This is a genomic window from Acinetobacter sp. DMC2, from assembly GCF_056314305.1.
In genome coordinates this window covers 265,296-280,438 of sequence record NZ_JBQUYP010000003.1, presented here as the reverse complement: position 1 = coordinate 280,438, position 15,143 = coordinate 265,296, and the positions used below count along the sequence as shown (strand labels likewise).

Annotated in this window: 14 protein-coding genes and 1 pseudogene; 2 read left to right on the top strand and 13 right to left on the bottom strand. The window is 37.0% G+C overall.

Features of this window, described 5'->3' with window-relative positions; translation table 11 throughout:
- Positions 1-17: 17 nt before the first annotated feature.
- The 5 genes from ACT53H_RS08135 to ACT53H_RS08115 are packed head-to-tail and all read right to left on the bottom strand — an operon-like array spanning position 18 to position 4,907.
- Entirely contained in the window at positions 18-965 is a 948-nt protein-coding gene (locus ACT53H_RS08135; protein WP_174732014.1) for a SphA family protein, read from the bottom strand.
- Positions 966-1,018: 53 nt separating this feature from the next.
- Entirely contained in the window at positions 1,019-1,549 is a 531-nt protein-coding gene (locus tag ACT53H_RS08130) for a flavin reductase family protein (protein ID WP_476009001.1), read from the bottom strand.
- A gap of 28 nt (positions 1,550-1,577) precedes the next feature.
- Positions 1,578-2,816: a styrene monooxygenase/indole monooxygenase family protein gene (locus tag ACT53H_RS08125; RefSeq protein WP_476009000.1), complete on the bottom strand. Its 1,239-nt coding sequence runs from the start codon at positions 2,814-2,816 to the stop codon at positions 1,578-1,580.
- Positions 2,817-2,859: 43 nt separating this feature from the next.
- The gene (locus tag ACT53H_RS08120) at positions 2,860-3,645 is read right to left on the bottom strand and encodes an SDR family oxidoreductase (RefSeq protein ID WP_174732023.1); all 786 of its coding nucleotides are present in this window, start codon (positions 3,643-3,645) and stop codon (positions 2,860-2,862) included.
- An 11-nt stretch (positions 3,646-3,656) separates the two neighbouring features.
- Complete coding sequence (locus ACT53H_RS08115; RefSeq protein WP_476008999.1) at positions 3,657-4,907, bottom strand: dienelactone hydrolase family protein; 1,251 nt, start codon at positions 4,905-4,907, stop codon at positions 3,657-3,659.
- A gap of 368 nt (positions 4,908-5,275) precedes the next feature.
- On the opposite strand from ACT53H_RS08115, the gene ACT53H_RS08110 reads away from it, so the two are divergent.
- Together ACT53H_RS08110 and ACT53H_RS08105 are read left to right on the top strand one after the other, a co-directional pair.
- A complete protein-coding gene (locus tag ACT53H_RS08110) occupies positions 5,276-6,487 on the top strand; it encodes an OprD family outer membrane porin (RefSeq protein ID WP_476009119.1) in 1,212 nt (403 codons plus the stop codon).
- 16 nt (positions 6,488-6,503) lie between these two features.
- On the top strand, positions 6,504-7,847 hold the full coding sequence (locus tag ACT53H_RS08105; RefSeq protein WP_476008998.1) for an MFS transporter: 1,344 nt from the start codon (positions 6,504-6,506) through the stop codon (positions 7,845-7,847).
- A gap of 68 nt (positions 7,848-7,915) precedes the next feature.
- Here the strand turns inward: ACT53H_RS08105 and ACT53H_RS08100 are convergent, their stop codons facing one another.
- The 8 genes and pseudogenes from ACT53H_RS08100 to ACT53H_RS08065 form a co-directional block, all read right to left on the bottom strand.
- The gene (locus ACT53H_RS08100; protein WP_174759485.1) at positions 7,916-8,902 is read right to left on the bottom strand and encodes an AraC family transcriptional regulator; all 987 of its coding nucleotides are present in this window, start codon (positions 8,900-8,902) and stop codon (positions 7,916-7,918) included.
- A gap of 326 nt (positions 8,903-9,228) precedes the next feature.
- The gene (locus tag ACT53H_RS08095; RefSeq protein ID WP_004792476.1) at positions 9,229-10,014 is read right to left on the bottom strand and encodes a 3-hydroxybutyrate dehydrogenase; all 786 of its coding nucleotides are present in this window, start codon (positions 10,012-10,014) and stop codon (positions 9,229-9,231) included.
- 33 nt (positions 10,015-10,047) lie between these two features.
- A complete protein-coding gene (locus tag ACT53H_RS08090; protein ID WP_174732120.1) occupies positions 10,048-11,469 on the bottom strand; it encodes a GntP family permease in 1,422 nt (473 codons plus the stop codon).
- A 555-nt stretch (positions 11,470-12,024) separates the two neighbouring features.
- A complete protein-coding gene (locus tag ACT53H_RS08085) occupies positions 12,025-12,447 on the bottom strand; it encodes a hypothetical protein (RefSeq protein WP_033852369.1) in 423 nt (140 codons plus the stop codon).
- Positions 12,448-12,807: 360 nt separating this feature from the next.
- Positions 12,808-13,644 carry a DUF4882 family protein gene (locus ACT53H_RS08080; protein WP_476008997.1) on the bottom strand — a complete coding sequence of 279 codons (837 nt, stop codon included), beginning with the start codon at positions 13,642-13,644 and terminating at the stop codon, positions 12,808-12,810.
- Positions 13,645-13,864: 220 nt separating this feature from the next.
- A complete protein-coding gene (locus ACT53H_RS08075) occupies positions 13,865-14,206 on the bottom strand; it encodes a hypothetical protein (protein ID WP_476008996.1) in 342 nt (113 codons plus the stop codon).
- Between the two features lie 56 nt (positions 14,207-14,262).
- Positions 14,263-14,519: pseudogene (locus ACT53H_RS08070) on the bottom strand (glutamate 5-kinase); the annotation flags it as partial.
- A 130-nt stretch (positions 14,520-14,649) separates the two neighbouring features.
- Positions 14,650-15,093, bottom strand: a complete 444-nt coding sequence (locus ACT53H_RS08065; protein ID WP_476009118.1) for a BLUF domain-containing protein — start codon at positions 15,091-15,093, stop codon at positions 14,650-14,652.
- Between the last annotated feature and the right edge of the window lie 50 nt (positions 15,094-15,143).

Genomic DNA, 15,143 nt, shown 5'->3' with positions numbered 1-15,143 from the left:
TATAAATTGTTTATAGATTAGAAATGATGAACATAACGAACTTGTAATCGAGTTCCTTCTGGTCGATTTTCAGCATCTTGCTCAAAATAAGCATTTGCGACTAAATGATCATTTTTAGAGAAGCTATACATCGCACCAGGACCAATTGCCCAGACTTGCTCACGTCTACCTTTGACTTTTTCACCATCAACTTCAGTGTCAGTGACTTGTTTTAGCCAATAACCATTTAGTCCTAAACGGAACTGTTCAGTAATGGCATAGTCTGTTGCGAAGTTTGCATGGATCGCTTGACCAGCTTGCATATCATTTGCTCCAGCAAACGCATAGCTAGGGTCATCATTTTTAAAGTTATAGAGATAATGGATACGTGTTGAAGCGGTCCATTTGGGATTAAACCAATATGTGGCAGCCCAATAAGGATCAAATGAAACAGCGTTATTACTTGGGTTAATATCTTTTTGCTGGTCATATTCCCCAGTCGGCAAATTGACCTGAAACTCAAAACGATGTACAAACTTCGGCCCTTGTGCACCCATGATTGGATCGAACTGAATAAAAGGTCCAATCATAATGTCGCCAAAGCCACTTTGAGCTTTAATTGCAGCATTATTCAAGCCATCATCCATGTCCATTTTGCTGACAAAAGGAATTAAAAAATTCATACCTAGGCTGGCTTTATCTTTTACTCGGACATTCGATAAATAACTAATCTGCTCAACCAGTACTTGATAATTTAAATCTGTTTTAGGCAACCCGAGTTTTTGCCCATTGGCATCGACCAGTTTATTGCTATCGTAATTTTGAAAGTAGGTTTGAGCATACCAGCCGGGTCCTGCGGGTAATCCACCATCGAGAAAGCTGGTCATACCTAAGTTTACGGTCGGTAAATCATAGGCATGTGTAACCAACGGCAAACCCAACAATGTCCCTGCTAAAAATCCATGTTTAATTAAAGTGCTTTTCATCTTCTTATTTCCTATAAAAAAATCACGACCGGATTGATCGTGATTGTGGTGAATTAATATGCTAATTCTGGATGCTCTGCGGCAATACGATATTTTCCTGCGTGGAATACCAAAGGTTCACCTTGGCGTTGTTGATATTGTTCAATCTGACCAATAAAAATCAGGTGATCTCCACCTTCATACTGATTTACATTGCGGCAAACCAAGGTTGCGAGTGCATCAGTCAAAATTGGAACGCCAGCATTGCATTGTTGATGGGCAATGCCTGCAAATTTGTCTTCAGCACCTCGAGCGAAATGCCCAGAAAGCTGATGATGCTCCTGTGCCAACATGTGAATGGCAAAATATTCAGCTTCAACAAAATCAGACAAGCTTGGTGCTGTTTTTGAAAGGCTCCATAAAATTAATGGTGGATCTAAAGATAATGATGAAAATGAATTGGCTGTCATACCTATTTTCCGACCATCTTTACCACGAGTTGTAATCACGGTAACGCCAGTTGCAAACTGTCCAAGTAAATTACGGATTTCTCTTGGGTTCTCCGCATTAATAATTTGTAAACCTTGAGTTTCAATTGTGTCCATTTTCATATCTCCCTTTGCTGTTTTGCCCTTAAGCCACTTTTGCTGCGGTTTTTGAGGCCATGAATGCTTGAGCCTGATTTGCATCAAACCACCACGGAGCAAAGGCACGAGGGTCATCAAAGTTATTGGCCATAATTGAAGCAATGCTTTGGTTTTGGCTTGCGGCTGCTAATAGCTCAACAACATGGGGTTGCGGTGGTACTAACAGACTATTGGTCCAAGCCACCACTTTTTCTGCATAAGCCCAATAACGTTCAAAAGTTTGAACCATCCATTGTTCGCTAAAGCTTTGATTATCATTGGCTAAAATGGCATCGAAATAGATCTTGCTACACTTAGCAGCATTGTTTGAGCCTTGACCAGTAATTGGGTCATTCACCACTAAGGCATCTGCCATACCAAAAATTTTCTTGCCAGACGGTAATGTCAAAACGGGTTTACGTACGGTCGGTGGGAAACGCCCTGCTAAATATCCACCAGCATCAGTTAACTCAACATTTGTGCAGCGCTCATATTCCCAAGGCACAAATTTCTTGAGTAAGTCCAAACTACATTGCAGATGCTGTTCAGGTGTTTTGACATCTTGCCAGCAGTCCATTGGCCCATTTGGAATACCTTCAAACACCATAATGTCGCAAGGACCATTTACTGTAAGTGCTGGAAATGAAAAGTACTCGCCCACTTCTGGAATAATATTAAAAGTCACACGAGAGTATGGGGAAATTGGCTTCATGTTTTTGACATAGGTTAATGCCAAAGCGCGCTGTGGTTTATCAAAAACACTACGTGCATCATCACGTTCAAACTGTTTAACGACTTCACCTTTACCAGCCGCGAGTAATACAAGCTCGTAGTCGTTTGCGAGTTGTTCTAACTCTTCTATTCCCACATCCTGAATCACCAATCGACCGCTTCGGCGTTCAAATTCTTCCATCCAATATGGCATTTTGACGCGTTGATCGACCGATTGAGCGTAGCGTTCAAGGCGAGCACTCCATTCAAATGCTTTACCACCATTTTCAGGGTTAACTAAAGCCAGTCCGATACCTTCTACCGCTGGACATTGTTCTTCCCAAAAATTTAGTCCCAAGTCACGTTCAGTTTGTAAAGCGGTATGAAACATACACTGGCTTGACATGACTTTACCTTGACGAATTTCATCGGCAGTTCGGTTGGTGATCATTGTCACGTCATAGCCTGTATCTAATAAGCCCAAACCAAGCTGTAAACCAGACTGTCCTGCTCCAACAATTGCAATACGGCGCATAATCTTCTCCATAATTTTCTAAATGTGCTTTTAAAATGCTGTGCTATTCGGCTAAACGTGGAATAGCGGGCTGTGATCCTTCAGGGCCCATCACTGAATAGCCACCGTCGACCGCATAATCTGCTCCGGTAACAAAGCTCGCAGCGGGTGACAATAAAAACAAAACAACATTGGCGACTTCTTCGGGATGACCCAATCGGCCTAGTAAGTGATAATCGGCTGCCACGCTATCGGCCTTTTCACGGTTATTGCCACTGACTTCTGCAATGACACGAGACCATGTCCAGCCCGGTGAAACGGAGTTGACGCGAATACCATCGGCAGCAAAATCCATTGCCATGCTTTGTGTGAGTTGACGTATCGCGGCTTTAGACACTGGATATAACCAGCGCCCTGTTTGTGCCACTTTGGCCGAGATTGAAGTGAAGTTAACGATTGAACCTTGCTGCTTTTTTAGGTCATTGTATAAAGCACGGCTCAGCTCAACTGTAGAGACCAAATTAATATCGAGTGCTTGTAACCAATCCTGACGGGAAGATTTAAAACCGTCATCTAAGTAGGTACATGCCAAATTCACCAAGTAACTCACTTCACCTAAATGTTGGTGAATATCTGCCACAGCTTGTTGAATAGCCGCATCGCTGGTTAAATCGGTTTGAATAAACATCACATCATGGTTAAAGCTTTCTGCAATTGCTTTACCTTTGGCATCAATATCTAAAATAGCGACATGAGCACCTGCACTCGCCAAAGCTTGCACAACAGCTTTACCAATGAGTGTTGCGCCACCGCTCACCACAGCGACTTTTCCTTTTAAATCTATATTCATTGCAATTCTCCTTAATTGACTAGCTTGCCTTCACTACTTGACCAAGATGGCATCAACGTATTGGAAGGAAGATCTTCATCAAGAAGTTTTCGTGCTGTTTCGACACCTGCAACTGGTAAGCCTGTTGGATCTAGTAAACCAATTTGAACGAGTACCGATGCTTGGTCCCAATAAATATGCTCATGGCACAGCTTTGACCCTCTGAACTGAATTACACCTAACATTGGAATTTCGACATATTTGCCAGTTGGTTTTACACCTGGTAATAACCAATCAATTTCAGCATCGTGTGTAAAGCTCATAATGAACTCGTCTACCACTTGCGTTGAGCCAACCGTACGAGAGATCGAAGTGATCTTCATATCTTTCGGGTTTTGATGAACAAAGTGATATTGATAAAAGCGAGCAAGCTGGCTTTGACCTACACCACCAGTTAAGGTTGGAATATGGTTGACATAAGGTTCTGCGACCATCGTTGCCATAGTTGCAGGCACGTCACGCGTATCGAACTCATGACGAATATGCTCTTCCCATAGTGCAACTAAGTCATATTTCGGCCCAATCGTGTCATGTAGTGCTGTTACTGTACGTTCATGGGCAAAGCGTGCTGAAGGTTTGTGGTAATGGTTGCTTTTTGGACGTGCAAAAGCATGATCAACCCCTTCATAAACATAAGCTTGTACATTTGAATATTGGTTAGCTGCATCAACAATTGTTTGCCTCGCATCTGGCGGTGTAAATTGGTCCAGTTCTGCAATATGTAAAACCAAGCGCCCTTTTACGTTGGATAACTCATCTATCGCTTTTTCAATGCCTACACCGTAATACCCAACTGCGCATGCCACTTCCGAAAGTCGACAGCCCGCAAGATACGCAAGCTTTCCACCCAAACAGTAACCCACCACACCGAGGCCTGTAGAGGTGTCACATTCTGGTCGGGTCTTTAAAAAAGATAAGCTGTCCTGAATATCTTCAACCCCAAGATTTTCATCATATTGCTGATAAAGCTCGAAAGCCTTTTGAAAATCTTCTGGTGTGTAACCCAGTTCGATATTAGGTGTTACACGCCAAAATAAATCAGGAACTAAAACTGTATAGCCTTCTTCTGCAAGAAATTCTGCTTTTTCTCGCATGGCTGCATTTACCCCAAAGATTTCCTGACAAAGCACCACTCCAGGTCCTTTTCCTGTTTCTGGTGTCGCTAGATATGCACTGAACTGTTTTCCAGATGCTGTTTTAATTTGAACGGTTTGACCAGCCATAGTGTCAACTCCTGACATTGTTATGGCTTTATCTTCTATCCGAATTTTTTTTTAAACTGTCCAAAAGCTGCAAGCACTATCCAATCTCTGCGCAATTATCAAAATCAATAAAAATGGATAAAACACTAAAAATTAGAAAACTAATAAATTTCATAACTTTAAATTAAAAATAAAATTAATACTTTTTATCTAATTTGGAAAAAATGGATGAAGATTAGGACTTATTGGATAGTGGCTATTGGCTAAAAATAGTTCAATCAAGTCATGTAATTCGTTTGATTACATAAAAAAAGCCCAGTCATTTTCTAAATTAAGGCGTTTTATTTATGCATCGACCATGGCCACTTTATGGACAACAAAAAACGTTAATGCTCATCAATATTTTATGTTGTAGTGCATTTTCTACTCAGGCTTATTCAGCGGATGAAGAATGGAAATTTACATTAAAAAATGCATATATAGACAGAAACTATGACAATCCAGATGTAAAAGACACAGGTAGCTGGTCACAATCCGTTTCTCTATTTTACAACTCAAATATGCATGATACGCCGTTAGAAATTAGTGGAACCCCGATTCAAATTGGCGCAAATGCTTCAGCACAATATGCGGTTCGTTTAAGCCAAGATAAACATGTTGCGGATACGGTATTGCCTTTTGATAAAGCGACGCAGTCTCAAGCACCTGATTATCTAAAATATGGCGCGACTTTAAAGTTAGGCTATAACAAGACCCTACTAAGCATTGGTGAATTATGGCTGGATTTACCCGTAACCACTGTAGATGCAAGCCGACAACTCCTGACGTCTTATTGGGGAACTAATCTTAAAAGTCAGCTAAACGATAAGCTTTTTGCTGAAATTGGCCGTATTGAAAAAGTATCACCGCGAAATGAAGAAGATTTTCATCGATTTTCTTTTACTTCAAAAGGTGTGACTGCCTATTCCGATGGCCTTAACTACATAGATCTTCGCTATCAATTTACGCCTACGTTGAAGGGTGAATATTACTTTGGAAATATGGAGGATTTATATAACAAACATTATGTCGGCGTTGATCACCTATGGAAAAACTCTAATTTTTCAGTTAATTCAAAATTCAAATATTTCAATGCCAAAGATAATGGACATCTTTTTGACATCGATGCACAAAATGTAGGGTTACTAGAAACGCTTAAAGTAAAAAATCATAGCTTTGGTTTGGGTTATCAACAAATTATTGGTGAGTCTGCTTACCCGTTACCAGATGGTTTTTTGCCTGAAACTTATTTCATTAACTGGAACACCACTGGTTTCTTCAAACAAGATGAAAAGTCTTATCACTTCATCTATGGCTATGACTTTAAAGATTATGTGCCTGGTTTAAATACGACTTTTAAATATGTATATGGCGATCACTTTAAGACAGTAGATGGCTTAAAAAATAAAGAAAGTGAAGCAAACGTTATTGTCAATTATTCCCTTCAACAGCCATTACTCAAAGGCTTAGCTCTTCAGTACATCTTCATCAATTACGACGTTAAGCATGGAAATGATTTCTCTGAAAACCGTTTCTTCGTCAATTACAGCAAAAAATTTTAATGAATAAGGAATACATATGAAAACGATAGATGCAAACACGATTATCAACCGAGAGAAACTGTCTCCACTACAGTGGATGGTTTTTATCCTAGGCTTTTTTGTCTTCTTCTGTGATGGTCTAGACACGGGAATTATTGGTTTTATTGCTCCAGCATTGCTCGATGATTGGGGAATTACCAAGCCACAACTCGCTCCTGTTTTAAGTGCTGCCTTAGTCGGCATGTCAATTGGTGCAATCATTTCTGGACCTTTGTCCGATAAGTTTGGACGTAAAGGCGTCATCGTTTTTACAAGCCTTTTATTTTCAATATTTACAATTTTGTGTGGCTTTGCTAATTCAACTCAAGACTTGATGATTTATCGCTTTATTACAGGTGTTGGTTTAGGCGCAGCCATGCCAAACATTAGTACCATTGTCTCGGAATACATGCCTGTAAAACGTAAAGCATTCTTAACAGGTCTTGCTGGCTGTGGTTTCATGCTCGGTATTTCTTGCGGCGGTGTGCTATCAGCTTATCTATTAGAAAGTTATGGCTGGGCAAAAGTGATTATTATTGGCGGAAGTATTCCCCTAATTTTAGTCGTTGCTTTATTACTTAAATTACCAGAATCAACTCAATACTTAATTACACGTCATCAAGAAGACAAAGCTCAGCGTATTTTAGAAGATATTCAAGGTCATTCCTTCCAAGAGCCAGTAAAACTTGTTTTAACTCAAGCAGGAAATGCCTCTGATGAAAATCCGGTTAAAGTGGTTCTAGGTAAATACCTTTGGGGTTCAAGCATGCTTTGGCTCTGCTGCTTTACCAGTCTATTGGTGTTTTATCTTTTAACAAGCTGGATGCCAACAATTTTAAAAACAGCAGGTTTTAGTACCCAACAGTTTAGTTTAATTGCCGCGATTTTCCCTTTTGGTGGTGTAATTGGCGCAACTATTATGGGATGGTACATGGATAAACTAAACCCAACTACAGTCATTAAATATTCATATCTTATCGCTTTCGGACTATTCATTGTTGCAGGTCTGGTGAGTTCAAATATTTTCTTGTTAGGTCTAACTATTTTCTTAATTGGGGCCTTACTGGCAGGTGCTCAGTCTTCATTACTGCCACTTGCAGCTATGTTCTATCCAGCGGTGTGTCGTGCAGTTGGTGTTTCATGGATGCATGGTATTGGTCGTATCGGTGCAATTTTAGGTGCTTTCTTTGGCTCGCTCATTTTCACTTTTAACCTAAGCTTAAGCGGTATTTTCTTTATTCTTGCACTACCAACCTTCATCTCATTTATTGCACTTAGCTTGAAAGTGATTTATGAAAAATCTAAAAACAAACAAGTATTAAAACTTGAAGAAAGTCTCTAGACATTAATCGATAAATAAAAAACTGATTTAGTTGCCTAAATCAGTTTTTTTAATGGAAAAATTAAATATTAGAAAATCTTACCTTTGGTCTCACTTGGATTTTCTCCGAACTCTTCACGATATTCTTGAGAAAAACGACTTAAATGGTTAAAGCCCCAGTCATAAGCAAGCTTTGAAATAGAAACCTTTCTATCTGCTCCTGTTGTGCTCAAGATTTTATAAATTTGTTGGAGACGATATTTCTTTAAATACGACATAGGGCTTGTGCCGTAGTACTGTTGAAATTCGTCATACAATTTTGATTTTGAAACCCCAGCCAGACGTTGCAAATCTTCTGCACAGATTTCTTCGTGCGCATGTTCAATAATAAAATTACGAACCTTACGGATATAAGCTGGCTCATCCTGATGTGAGAGTGACTTTAAGGCTTCAGAGTAGTTGTTTTCTTGAGACAACAATAACGCTTTAATTACAAAATTTTCATAGTCTTCAGACAACAGCTGCAAACCATAGAAATTGCTATATTGCGATTTTAACTGTACAAAATTTTGAATATTCTTCCACCATGCACCAATCAATTGCTCCGAGTCTAAGTGCATTTCAGGATTAAAAATAATAGGAGTTTCAATTGGTTTATTGAGTAGATCTGCAAGGACAATTTGCATACTTCGCTCAGGAATAACCACCTGAAATTTTCTGCAATCTTTATCGATAATCAGATCTTGTTGATCGTTATTTGAAACAATAAGGCCTCTATTTTCATCAGATTGATAATGAGCGCCACGAATGTTGAGAGCTTGTCGACCTTGTATAGGCAAACTAATGCTATACGCTTTTAAATTTGAGATATTAATAGCAACGTTTGCACCATAACTGATTGTACCGATCGCCATTTTTTTATTAGGCAAACGCATTCCATCATAGTGAAAATCGAGAGTGTCTTTGTAAATTGTGTCTAGACGGTGTTCACCACAAATCGTGGACATTAAATTCTGCGCAAATTCAGCTTTGCGAGAATAATGATTGAGTTCCGTCTGTTGGCTGAGTGATATCATATCCTTTTCACCTAGCTAAATAACTTATTGCTTAAAAAGCAACTTGTATGCCAATTAATATCCTTTAATTGACGCATTTTCCTGAAAAATATCGAATCAAGAAAGAGAGTAAAGATTACTTTCTCATACTCTATTAGATTTTAAAAATGGAAATAAGTTAAATACCTTTAAAGTATAATTTCATACTTTAACAAACTTATTTTATTAGATTTTTTATAAACAAATACAGTAGAGATAAATCATTATTTTGAACAGTAGACTATCGTAAATTTCAACGAATAAAAAACCGCCTATTTTAAATAAGCGGCTTTTATACAACACTTAAATTATTGTGCTGTGTAGCCACCATCCATAACCACAGCTTGACCTGTTACTCCACCAGCTTTACCACTTGCAAGGAAAATTGCATAGTCAGCAATTTCTTCAACAGATAGCAAACGCTTTTGAGGAACCATGGCCAAAATTACGTCTTCAAGTGCGCTGTCTAAACTCACATTACGCGTTTTAGCCAAATCTGCAATTTGACCGCGAACCAATGGTGTATCTACATAACCTGGGCATAAAGCATTTACTGTAATACCGTCACGTGCACATTCCAATGCCGCAACTTTTGTTAAGCCAATTACGCCATGTTTAGCACTGTTATAACCTGCCTTTCCAGCAAAACCAATCAAGCCATTAATTGAGGCCATATTAATAATACGGCCATATTTTTGAGCTTTCATGAGTGGAAAAACGTGTTTAATACCAATAAATGCCCCTGTTAACATGACCTGAACTAGCTTTTGAAAAACAGCCGTTGGAAACTCTTCAATTGAAGAAACATGTTGGAAACCAGCATTGTTAATTAAGATATCAACTGTACCAAAGGTCTTTTGAGTCAGCTCAATCGCTTGTTTATAAGCATCTTCATCGGTCACATCACATGGTGCAGATAATGCCTCAAAACCTTGCTCTTTAAGTGAGTTCGCCGTTTCTTGACACTTTTCCGCATTCATATCAGAAATAACAACTTTGGCACCCTCTTGAGCAAATTTCTTAGCAATCTCTAGACCGATACCACTTGCAGAACCTGTAATAAAAGCGACCTTACCGTCTAAAAGTTTTGTCATTTATTTACTCCTTAATATTTATAACGCGCTGATTTAAACAATACCTGTTACGGTAAAGACCGTAATCACCACAAATACCGCTAACGTTTTAATTACCGTGACTGCAAAAATATCTTTATACGATTGTTTATGGGTTAAACCTGTAACAGCGAGTAAAGTAATAACAGCACCATTATGCGGAAGCGTATCCATACCACCCGATGCCATCGCAACCACACGATGCATAACTTCTGGTGGAATGCCTGCGGCTAAAATCGCGGCGTTATAATGTTCAGCCATTGCACTTAAAGCGATACTCATACCACCAGAAGCTGAACCGGTAATACCTGCTAAAACGGTTGTGGTCACAGCCCCATTCACTAAAGGATTTGTAAAGGTACTGCTCATTGCATGGCTAATCAGAGCAAAGCCTGGTAATGACGCAATAATTGCCCCGAAACCATACTCAGAAGCTGTATTCATCACTGCTAAAAGTGAGCCGCCAATACTGGCATTAATGCCCTCTTTAAAATTTGTCACTACACGCTGATAATCAAATAAAATGGCAGAAATAATCCCGACAATAAGTGCAAGGCCTACTGCCCAGATTGCACCAGTTTTCGCAACATCTACGGTGTAATCCGCTAGACCGACAGTGGCAAAATCAAAACCATTTGGATACCACTCTTTGATTGCTTTAGACAAATATTTGTTCATTACAGCAACAAGAATAAGAGGTACAAAAGCTAAGAACTGACGCGCCGTACTTCCATTATTTTGCAAGTTCATATCGGCTTCAATTTCTTGAGACGAGGTATTGTCTACTCCAAAGCCAGAGTAGCCTTCACCTGCTTTCGCAGCAGCGCGGCGACGCCATTCTAAGTAAGCCAAACCCATGCATAGAACAAAAATTGCACCGATAATTCCTAGAAATGGTGCGGCATAAATATTGGTGCCAAAGAATGTAGTTGGAATTACGTTTTGAATTTGTGGCGTACCCGGCAATGCATCCATAGTAAATGTAAATGCACCAAGCGCGATGGTTCCCGGAATTAAACGTTTTGGAATATTCGCTTGTCTAAATAGCTGGTTTGCAAAAGGATAAATGGCAAATACAGCAACAAATAAACTTACACCGCTATAGGTTAAAATTGCACCTAACAATACGACGGTTAAAATTGCTTTTTTTGCTCCAATCCATCTCACAATGGTTCGTGCGATAGATTCAGCAATTCCTGACATTTCAACGACTTTACCAAAAATTGCCCCGAGTAAAAATACAAGAAAGTAATCTTTAATAAAGTTCACCATTTTGGGCATAAAAACGCCCGAATAAAACGGTAAAACATTGGCTGGGTTAATGAGTAAAACTGCAAGTAAGGCACAAATTGGTGCCATTAGAATGACTGAAAAACCCTTGTAAGCTGTATACATCAACAGCCCAAGTGAAAGTAGAATTACAAATAATTCCCACATATATTCTTTCTCCCTAAAGAATAGATATTAGGTTCAATAAAATTACCAAAAGATATTTAGGTTATCCCAAACCTAAAATGATAAAAATCACAGTATCTATGTGTGGTAATAGGTAAATTAGCTTAAAAATAAAATATCACTAAAATATTTAAAAACAATGTAATTTATTTAAATTTTAAAAAACACATAAAATACATATATTTGCATTGCTTGATCGGTAAAAAAACATTATCTAAAAGCCCCTATTGTTTTATAAAACTTATTAATTATTGAGTAAATTAAATTAATATCTCTATATTATTTAATAAACACAATTAAATAATATGTTTTTTAAAATATTCTTTATCAAATAAAAAACAAAAGCCCCCTAATAAGGGCTTTTATCAAAATATTAGTTTTATTAATTGTAAAGTATTTCACTTAAGAGCTTTACAGTAGCAAAGTCAGCTAGCATTGAACGTTCAGATTTACACTTATCAGTCTATATTATTAACAATTGGGTTATTTTGATTCTGCATAAATGTAATCCCATAAAATTCAATACTTATATCTGATTTATAATGGTAACAATCTAGGTCTACGATATGGACCAGAACTTATACGAAAAATATTTTTAACATTTGGTTTGATATTTTGTTTCTCAAAGGCAGGGTTAAAGCTTGATCCAGCACACAGTCCTTTTCCTTCAGGATCAGGTGCCACTGCCATACTCCATTGCCCTACTGGTAAATAAAATGTTGCTTTCTCACCTGTATCAAAACGTCCAATAGTTTCATTACGAAAGAGAACACTTAAATAACAAGCGCTACCTAGAAAGCCAGTATCTCTAGTGATTTCAACTTCAGCATAACCATCTTTATTTTCTTGATAAGCTAATAAACGTTCTTTGGGTGATTGCTTTGCCATAGTTGTCGAAATAGGCGTTGTGGCACACCCAACCAAAGAAACGACAAAACCCAATAAAAGTATTTTTTTCATGACATTACCCACTTTAATAATGAGTTAAATTTAACAGTTCAGAAAACAGAAAACCACCCAAAGGTGGCTTAAAACTTAATGATATTTTAGTAGTGAGAGTAAAAACTTAGTTAGTGTTAAATTAAAGTTAAATACACTACAGTAGATCCAACAGAAAAAATATGTGCAGCTCGTAAGTTCTTCTATCAGCTAGCCTTGAATGCATCAAAGACTGCTCGAACTTCATGGTAATTTTTTATCTTATTCCCTGTTGTTATATCTGCATCAAAACTAAAATAAGTCAGTTTTTTTTATTTCCATCTCATAGATTTCTCAAATTAAAAACCACTCAAATGAGTGGTTTTTAATCAAATAAAGTTCTTAAATAGTACTTCCACAAATATCAGTGGAACCAGTTGGATATGTGAACTGCATATTTGACTTATCAGTTACTAACTGAACTGAAACAGTTTTACCTAAAAATTTAGAATTAGGATTTGGTGATTGTATACCCACACCATTAAAGCCAATATTTTTAAGGGCATTTTCAGCAACTAAATTAAGATATCCATAATTTATGCCGTTGATGATATACCCGATTTGTTTACTAATCTGGTTAAAGTAAAGCCCAACTCTAACTTTGCCGTCTGAAGGCAAAGTAATAGGTATTAATTTTTGAGCGATATCTTTAACAACTACTGAACCCGAAGAATCTCGTGTTCTAGTAATTCCAATAAGTGTGACATAACTTCCATCTGCACGTGTTGAATCTTTATTTATTAATGCATAGCCTAGATCAATACTTATTTCATTTTTTAAATTAGAAGCACCCAAAATCTGAAAGGCCATTTGTTGAGTTTCATAACTGTCACCAAGCACAACATTTTTAAGATTTGAAGCATCAAAAACAAATTCTGTAGCAACAATATTAGTTCCCACAACCGTTTTATCTACTAGAGGAGTTGGACCAGAAGTTATACTTATAAGTTTGCTAGAAGTCACGACTTGATCTACAGGTGTACTTCCCACATAAGTAATTGTTGCTGTCCCTTTTTGCTCAGTAATACTAATTGGAGACATTAATTTTATCTGTCTTCCACCCGCAGCATTTTTTGCATCTACTTGAGCCTGAGTTGCATCAAAATTATAAGTACAGGCAGCATAAGTATTTACTGAAATTCCACTACTAATTAATAAACCCAAAATAATTTTATTCATGTAATCTTCCTTTTTATTTGAGCAAATAGTATAGCTAAGCATTTAAAAAGATTGATCAAAAACTGATAAGCGGTAACTTTTAATTCTTTAAAAAATTTCTCTTATGTAATGTCAATATTTAATTTCTACTACAATAATATGAACGATATAAATTAATATATAGATTAGCACTGCTAATACACCACCGATTACTAGCGCTATCTCCATGGAATTAGAAGGATTATTTTCTAGCAAAAATTACAGGATATTTCGTATTATTAATTTTTTCTTCAGCAATTCGATAATGCTTTTTACCTATTCTTATAAAAATAAGGATACAAATAATAGGTAAAATAAATAATGAGTAATAAACTAATGAATCTACTGACAATTTGTTATTGATCGCATCATCACATTTATAAAAATACTTTTGATCTTCTTTACTTAATTTACTGACTTTTTCAGAAGTAATTTGACTAAAATCAAAATCATTACGACAACTAGATATGAAGACATCTTTAGCATCTCTAGAACTACTTGACCCACTACTCGTATGCCGCATAGGCACTGTTGTATAAGACATATATATTATTAGAAAATAAAAAACCAGATTTTATTAGATTAATAATAATTGGCAACCTAAGCCTTCCTCAACTGACATTTCCAGATTGTACTTACTGGATCTTGTTGAAGATGAATAATTCGAAATGAACCTATAATAGTTATCCATTCATCATCAAGTTTTGGAATTATAGTCAATTAATTCTACAGCACGGTTGCTTTTTTATCTGTAGCCAAGTTCAAAAGGGTTTAGATTTTATATTGATTGTATGAGCAAAATAGAATTACACATCTGAGTAATTTTCTTTAAATTCATTTTTAGAGTCCCCATTTGTTGTTTTTTTAGCTGGTCTTTTTTCATCCAGCCCTGTAAGTAGAAGAACCAAAAATAACTAAAAAAGTCCTCTTCAGAGAGCTTATATTTTTAAGTAGAAAAAACTACTCTAATTCATATCCTATCGTTGATTAAACTTGATATTGATCCACTTTCAAATTAGGTTGATCTACAAGTAATTCAATAAAACATGGAATTGATGTAGTATTAAGCAAATACGGATTAAATTCATCAACATGATGATGAAAAAAGAAATCTTTTATTTTCGTATTTATAGGAGCAAATTTCATACTCCAATGTTTAAATAATCGCTGCTCGGATGGTTCCGAAAAGATAATTTCACAGTTCTGATGTCGCGAATCTTTCAAAATTGAATTATAAAATAGTGATTCAACTTGTTCTTTGTCACCCTCTAAGTACTGCAAGAAAAACCCATTACCATAGTAAAGCACTCCTGTAATATCATTATAAGAGTTGAATTTGACTGCTTCTGTAAGGATATCAATTAAATCTTGTTTTACTTGATTATGTTCACTATTGGTTTTACTTGCATACATAAAGCCTATTAAACTCATAGCGATAACTCGAAGATAAATGTCAATGGTGCATTCTGACACTTACATAC

Excerpts from the sequence above, each read along its gene's own strand:
- ACT53H_RS08135 (WP_174732014.1), bottom strand. The coding sequence starts at position 965 with ATGAAAAGCACTTTAATTAAACATGGATTTTTAGCAGGGACATTGTTG.
- ACT53H_RS08130 (WP_476009001.1), bottom strand. The coding sequence starts at position 1,549 with ATGGACACAATTGAAACTCAAGGTTTACAAATTATTAATGCGGAGAAC.
- ACT53H_RS08125 (WP_476009000.1), bottom strand. The coding sequence starts at position 2,816 with ATGCGCCGTATTGCAATTGTTGGAGCAGGACAGTCTGGTTTACAGCTT.
- ACT53H_RS08120 (WP_174732023.1), bottom strand. The coding sequence starts at position 3,645 with ATGAATATAGATTTAAAAGGAAAAGTCGCTGTGGTGAGCGGTGGCGCA.
- ACT53H_RS08115 (WP_476008999.1), bottom strand. The coding sequence starts at position 4,907 with ATGGCTGGTCAAACCGTTCAAATTAAAACAGCATCTGGAAAACAGTTC.
- ACT53H_RS08110 (WP_476009119.1), top strand. The coding sequence starts at position 5,276 with ATGCTCATCAATATTTTATGTTGTAGTGCATTTTCTACTCAGGCTTAT.
- ACT53H_RS08105 (WP_476008998.1), top strand. The coding sequence starts at position 6,504 with ATGAAAACGATAGATGCAAACACGATTATCAACCGAGAGAAACTGTCT.
- ACT53H_RS08100 (WP_174759485.1), bottom strand. The coding sequence starts at position 8,902 with ATGATATCACTCAGCCAACAGACGGAACTCAATCATTATTCTCGCAAA.
- ACT53H_RS08095 (WP_004792476.1), bottom strand. The coding sequence starts at position 10,014 with ATGACAAAACTTTTAGACGGTAAGGTCGCTTTTATTACAGGTTCTGCA.
- ACT53H_RS08090 (WP_174732120.1), bottom strand. The coding sequence starts at position 11,469 with ATGTGGGAATTATTTGTAATTCTACTTTCACTTGGGCTGTTGATGTAT.
- ACT53H_RS08085 (WP_033852369.1), bottom strand. The coding sequence starts at position 12,447 with ATGAAAAAAATACTTTTATTGGGTTTTGTCGTTTCTTTGGTTGGGTGT.
- ACT53H_RS08080 (WP_476008997.1), bottom strand. The coding sequence starts at position 13,644 with ATGAATAAAATTATTTTGGGTTTATTAATTAGTAGTGGAATTTCAGTA.
- ACT53H_RS08075 (WP_476008996.1), bottom strand. The coding sequence starts at position 14,206 with ATGTCTTATACAACAGTGCCTATGCGGCATACGAGTAGTGGGTCAAGT.
- ACT53H_RS08065 (WP_476009118.1), bottom strand. The coding sequence starts at position 15,093 with ATGAGTTTAATAGGCTTTATGTATGCAAGTAAAACCAATAGTGAACAT.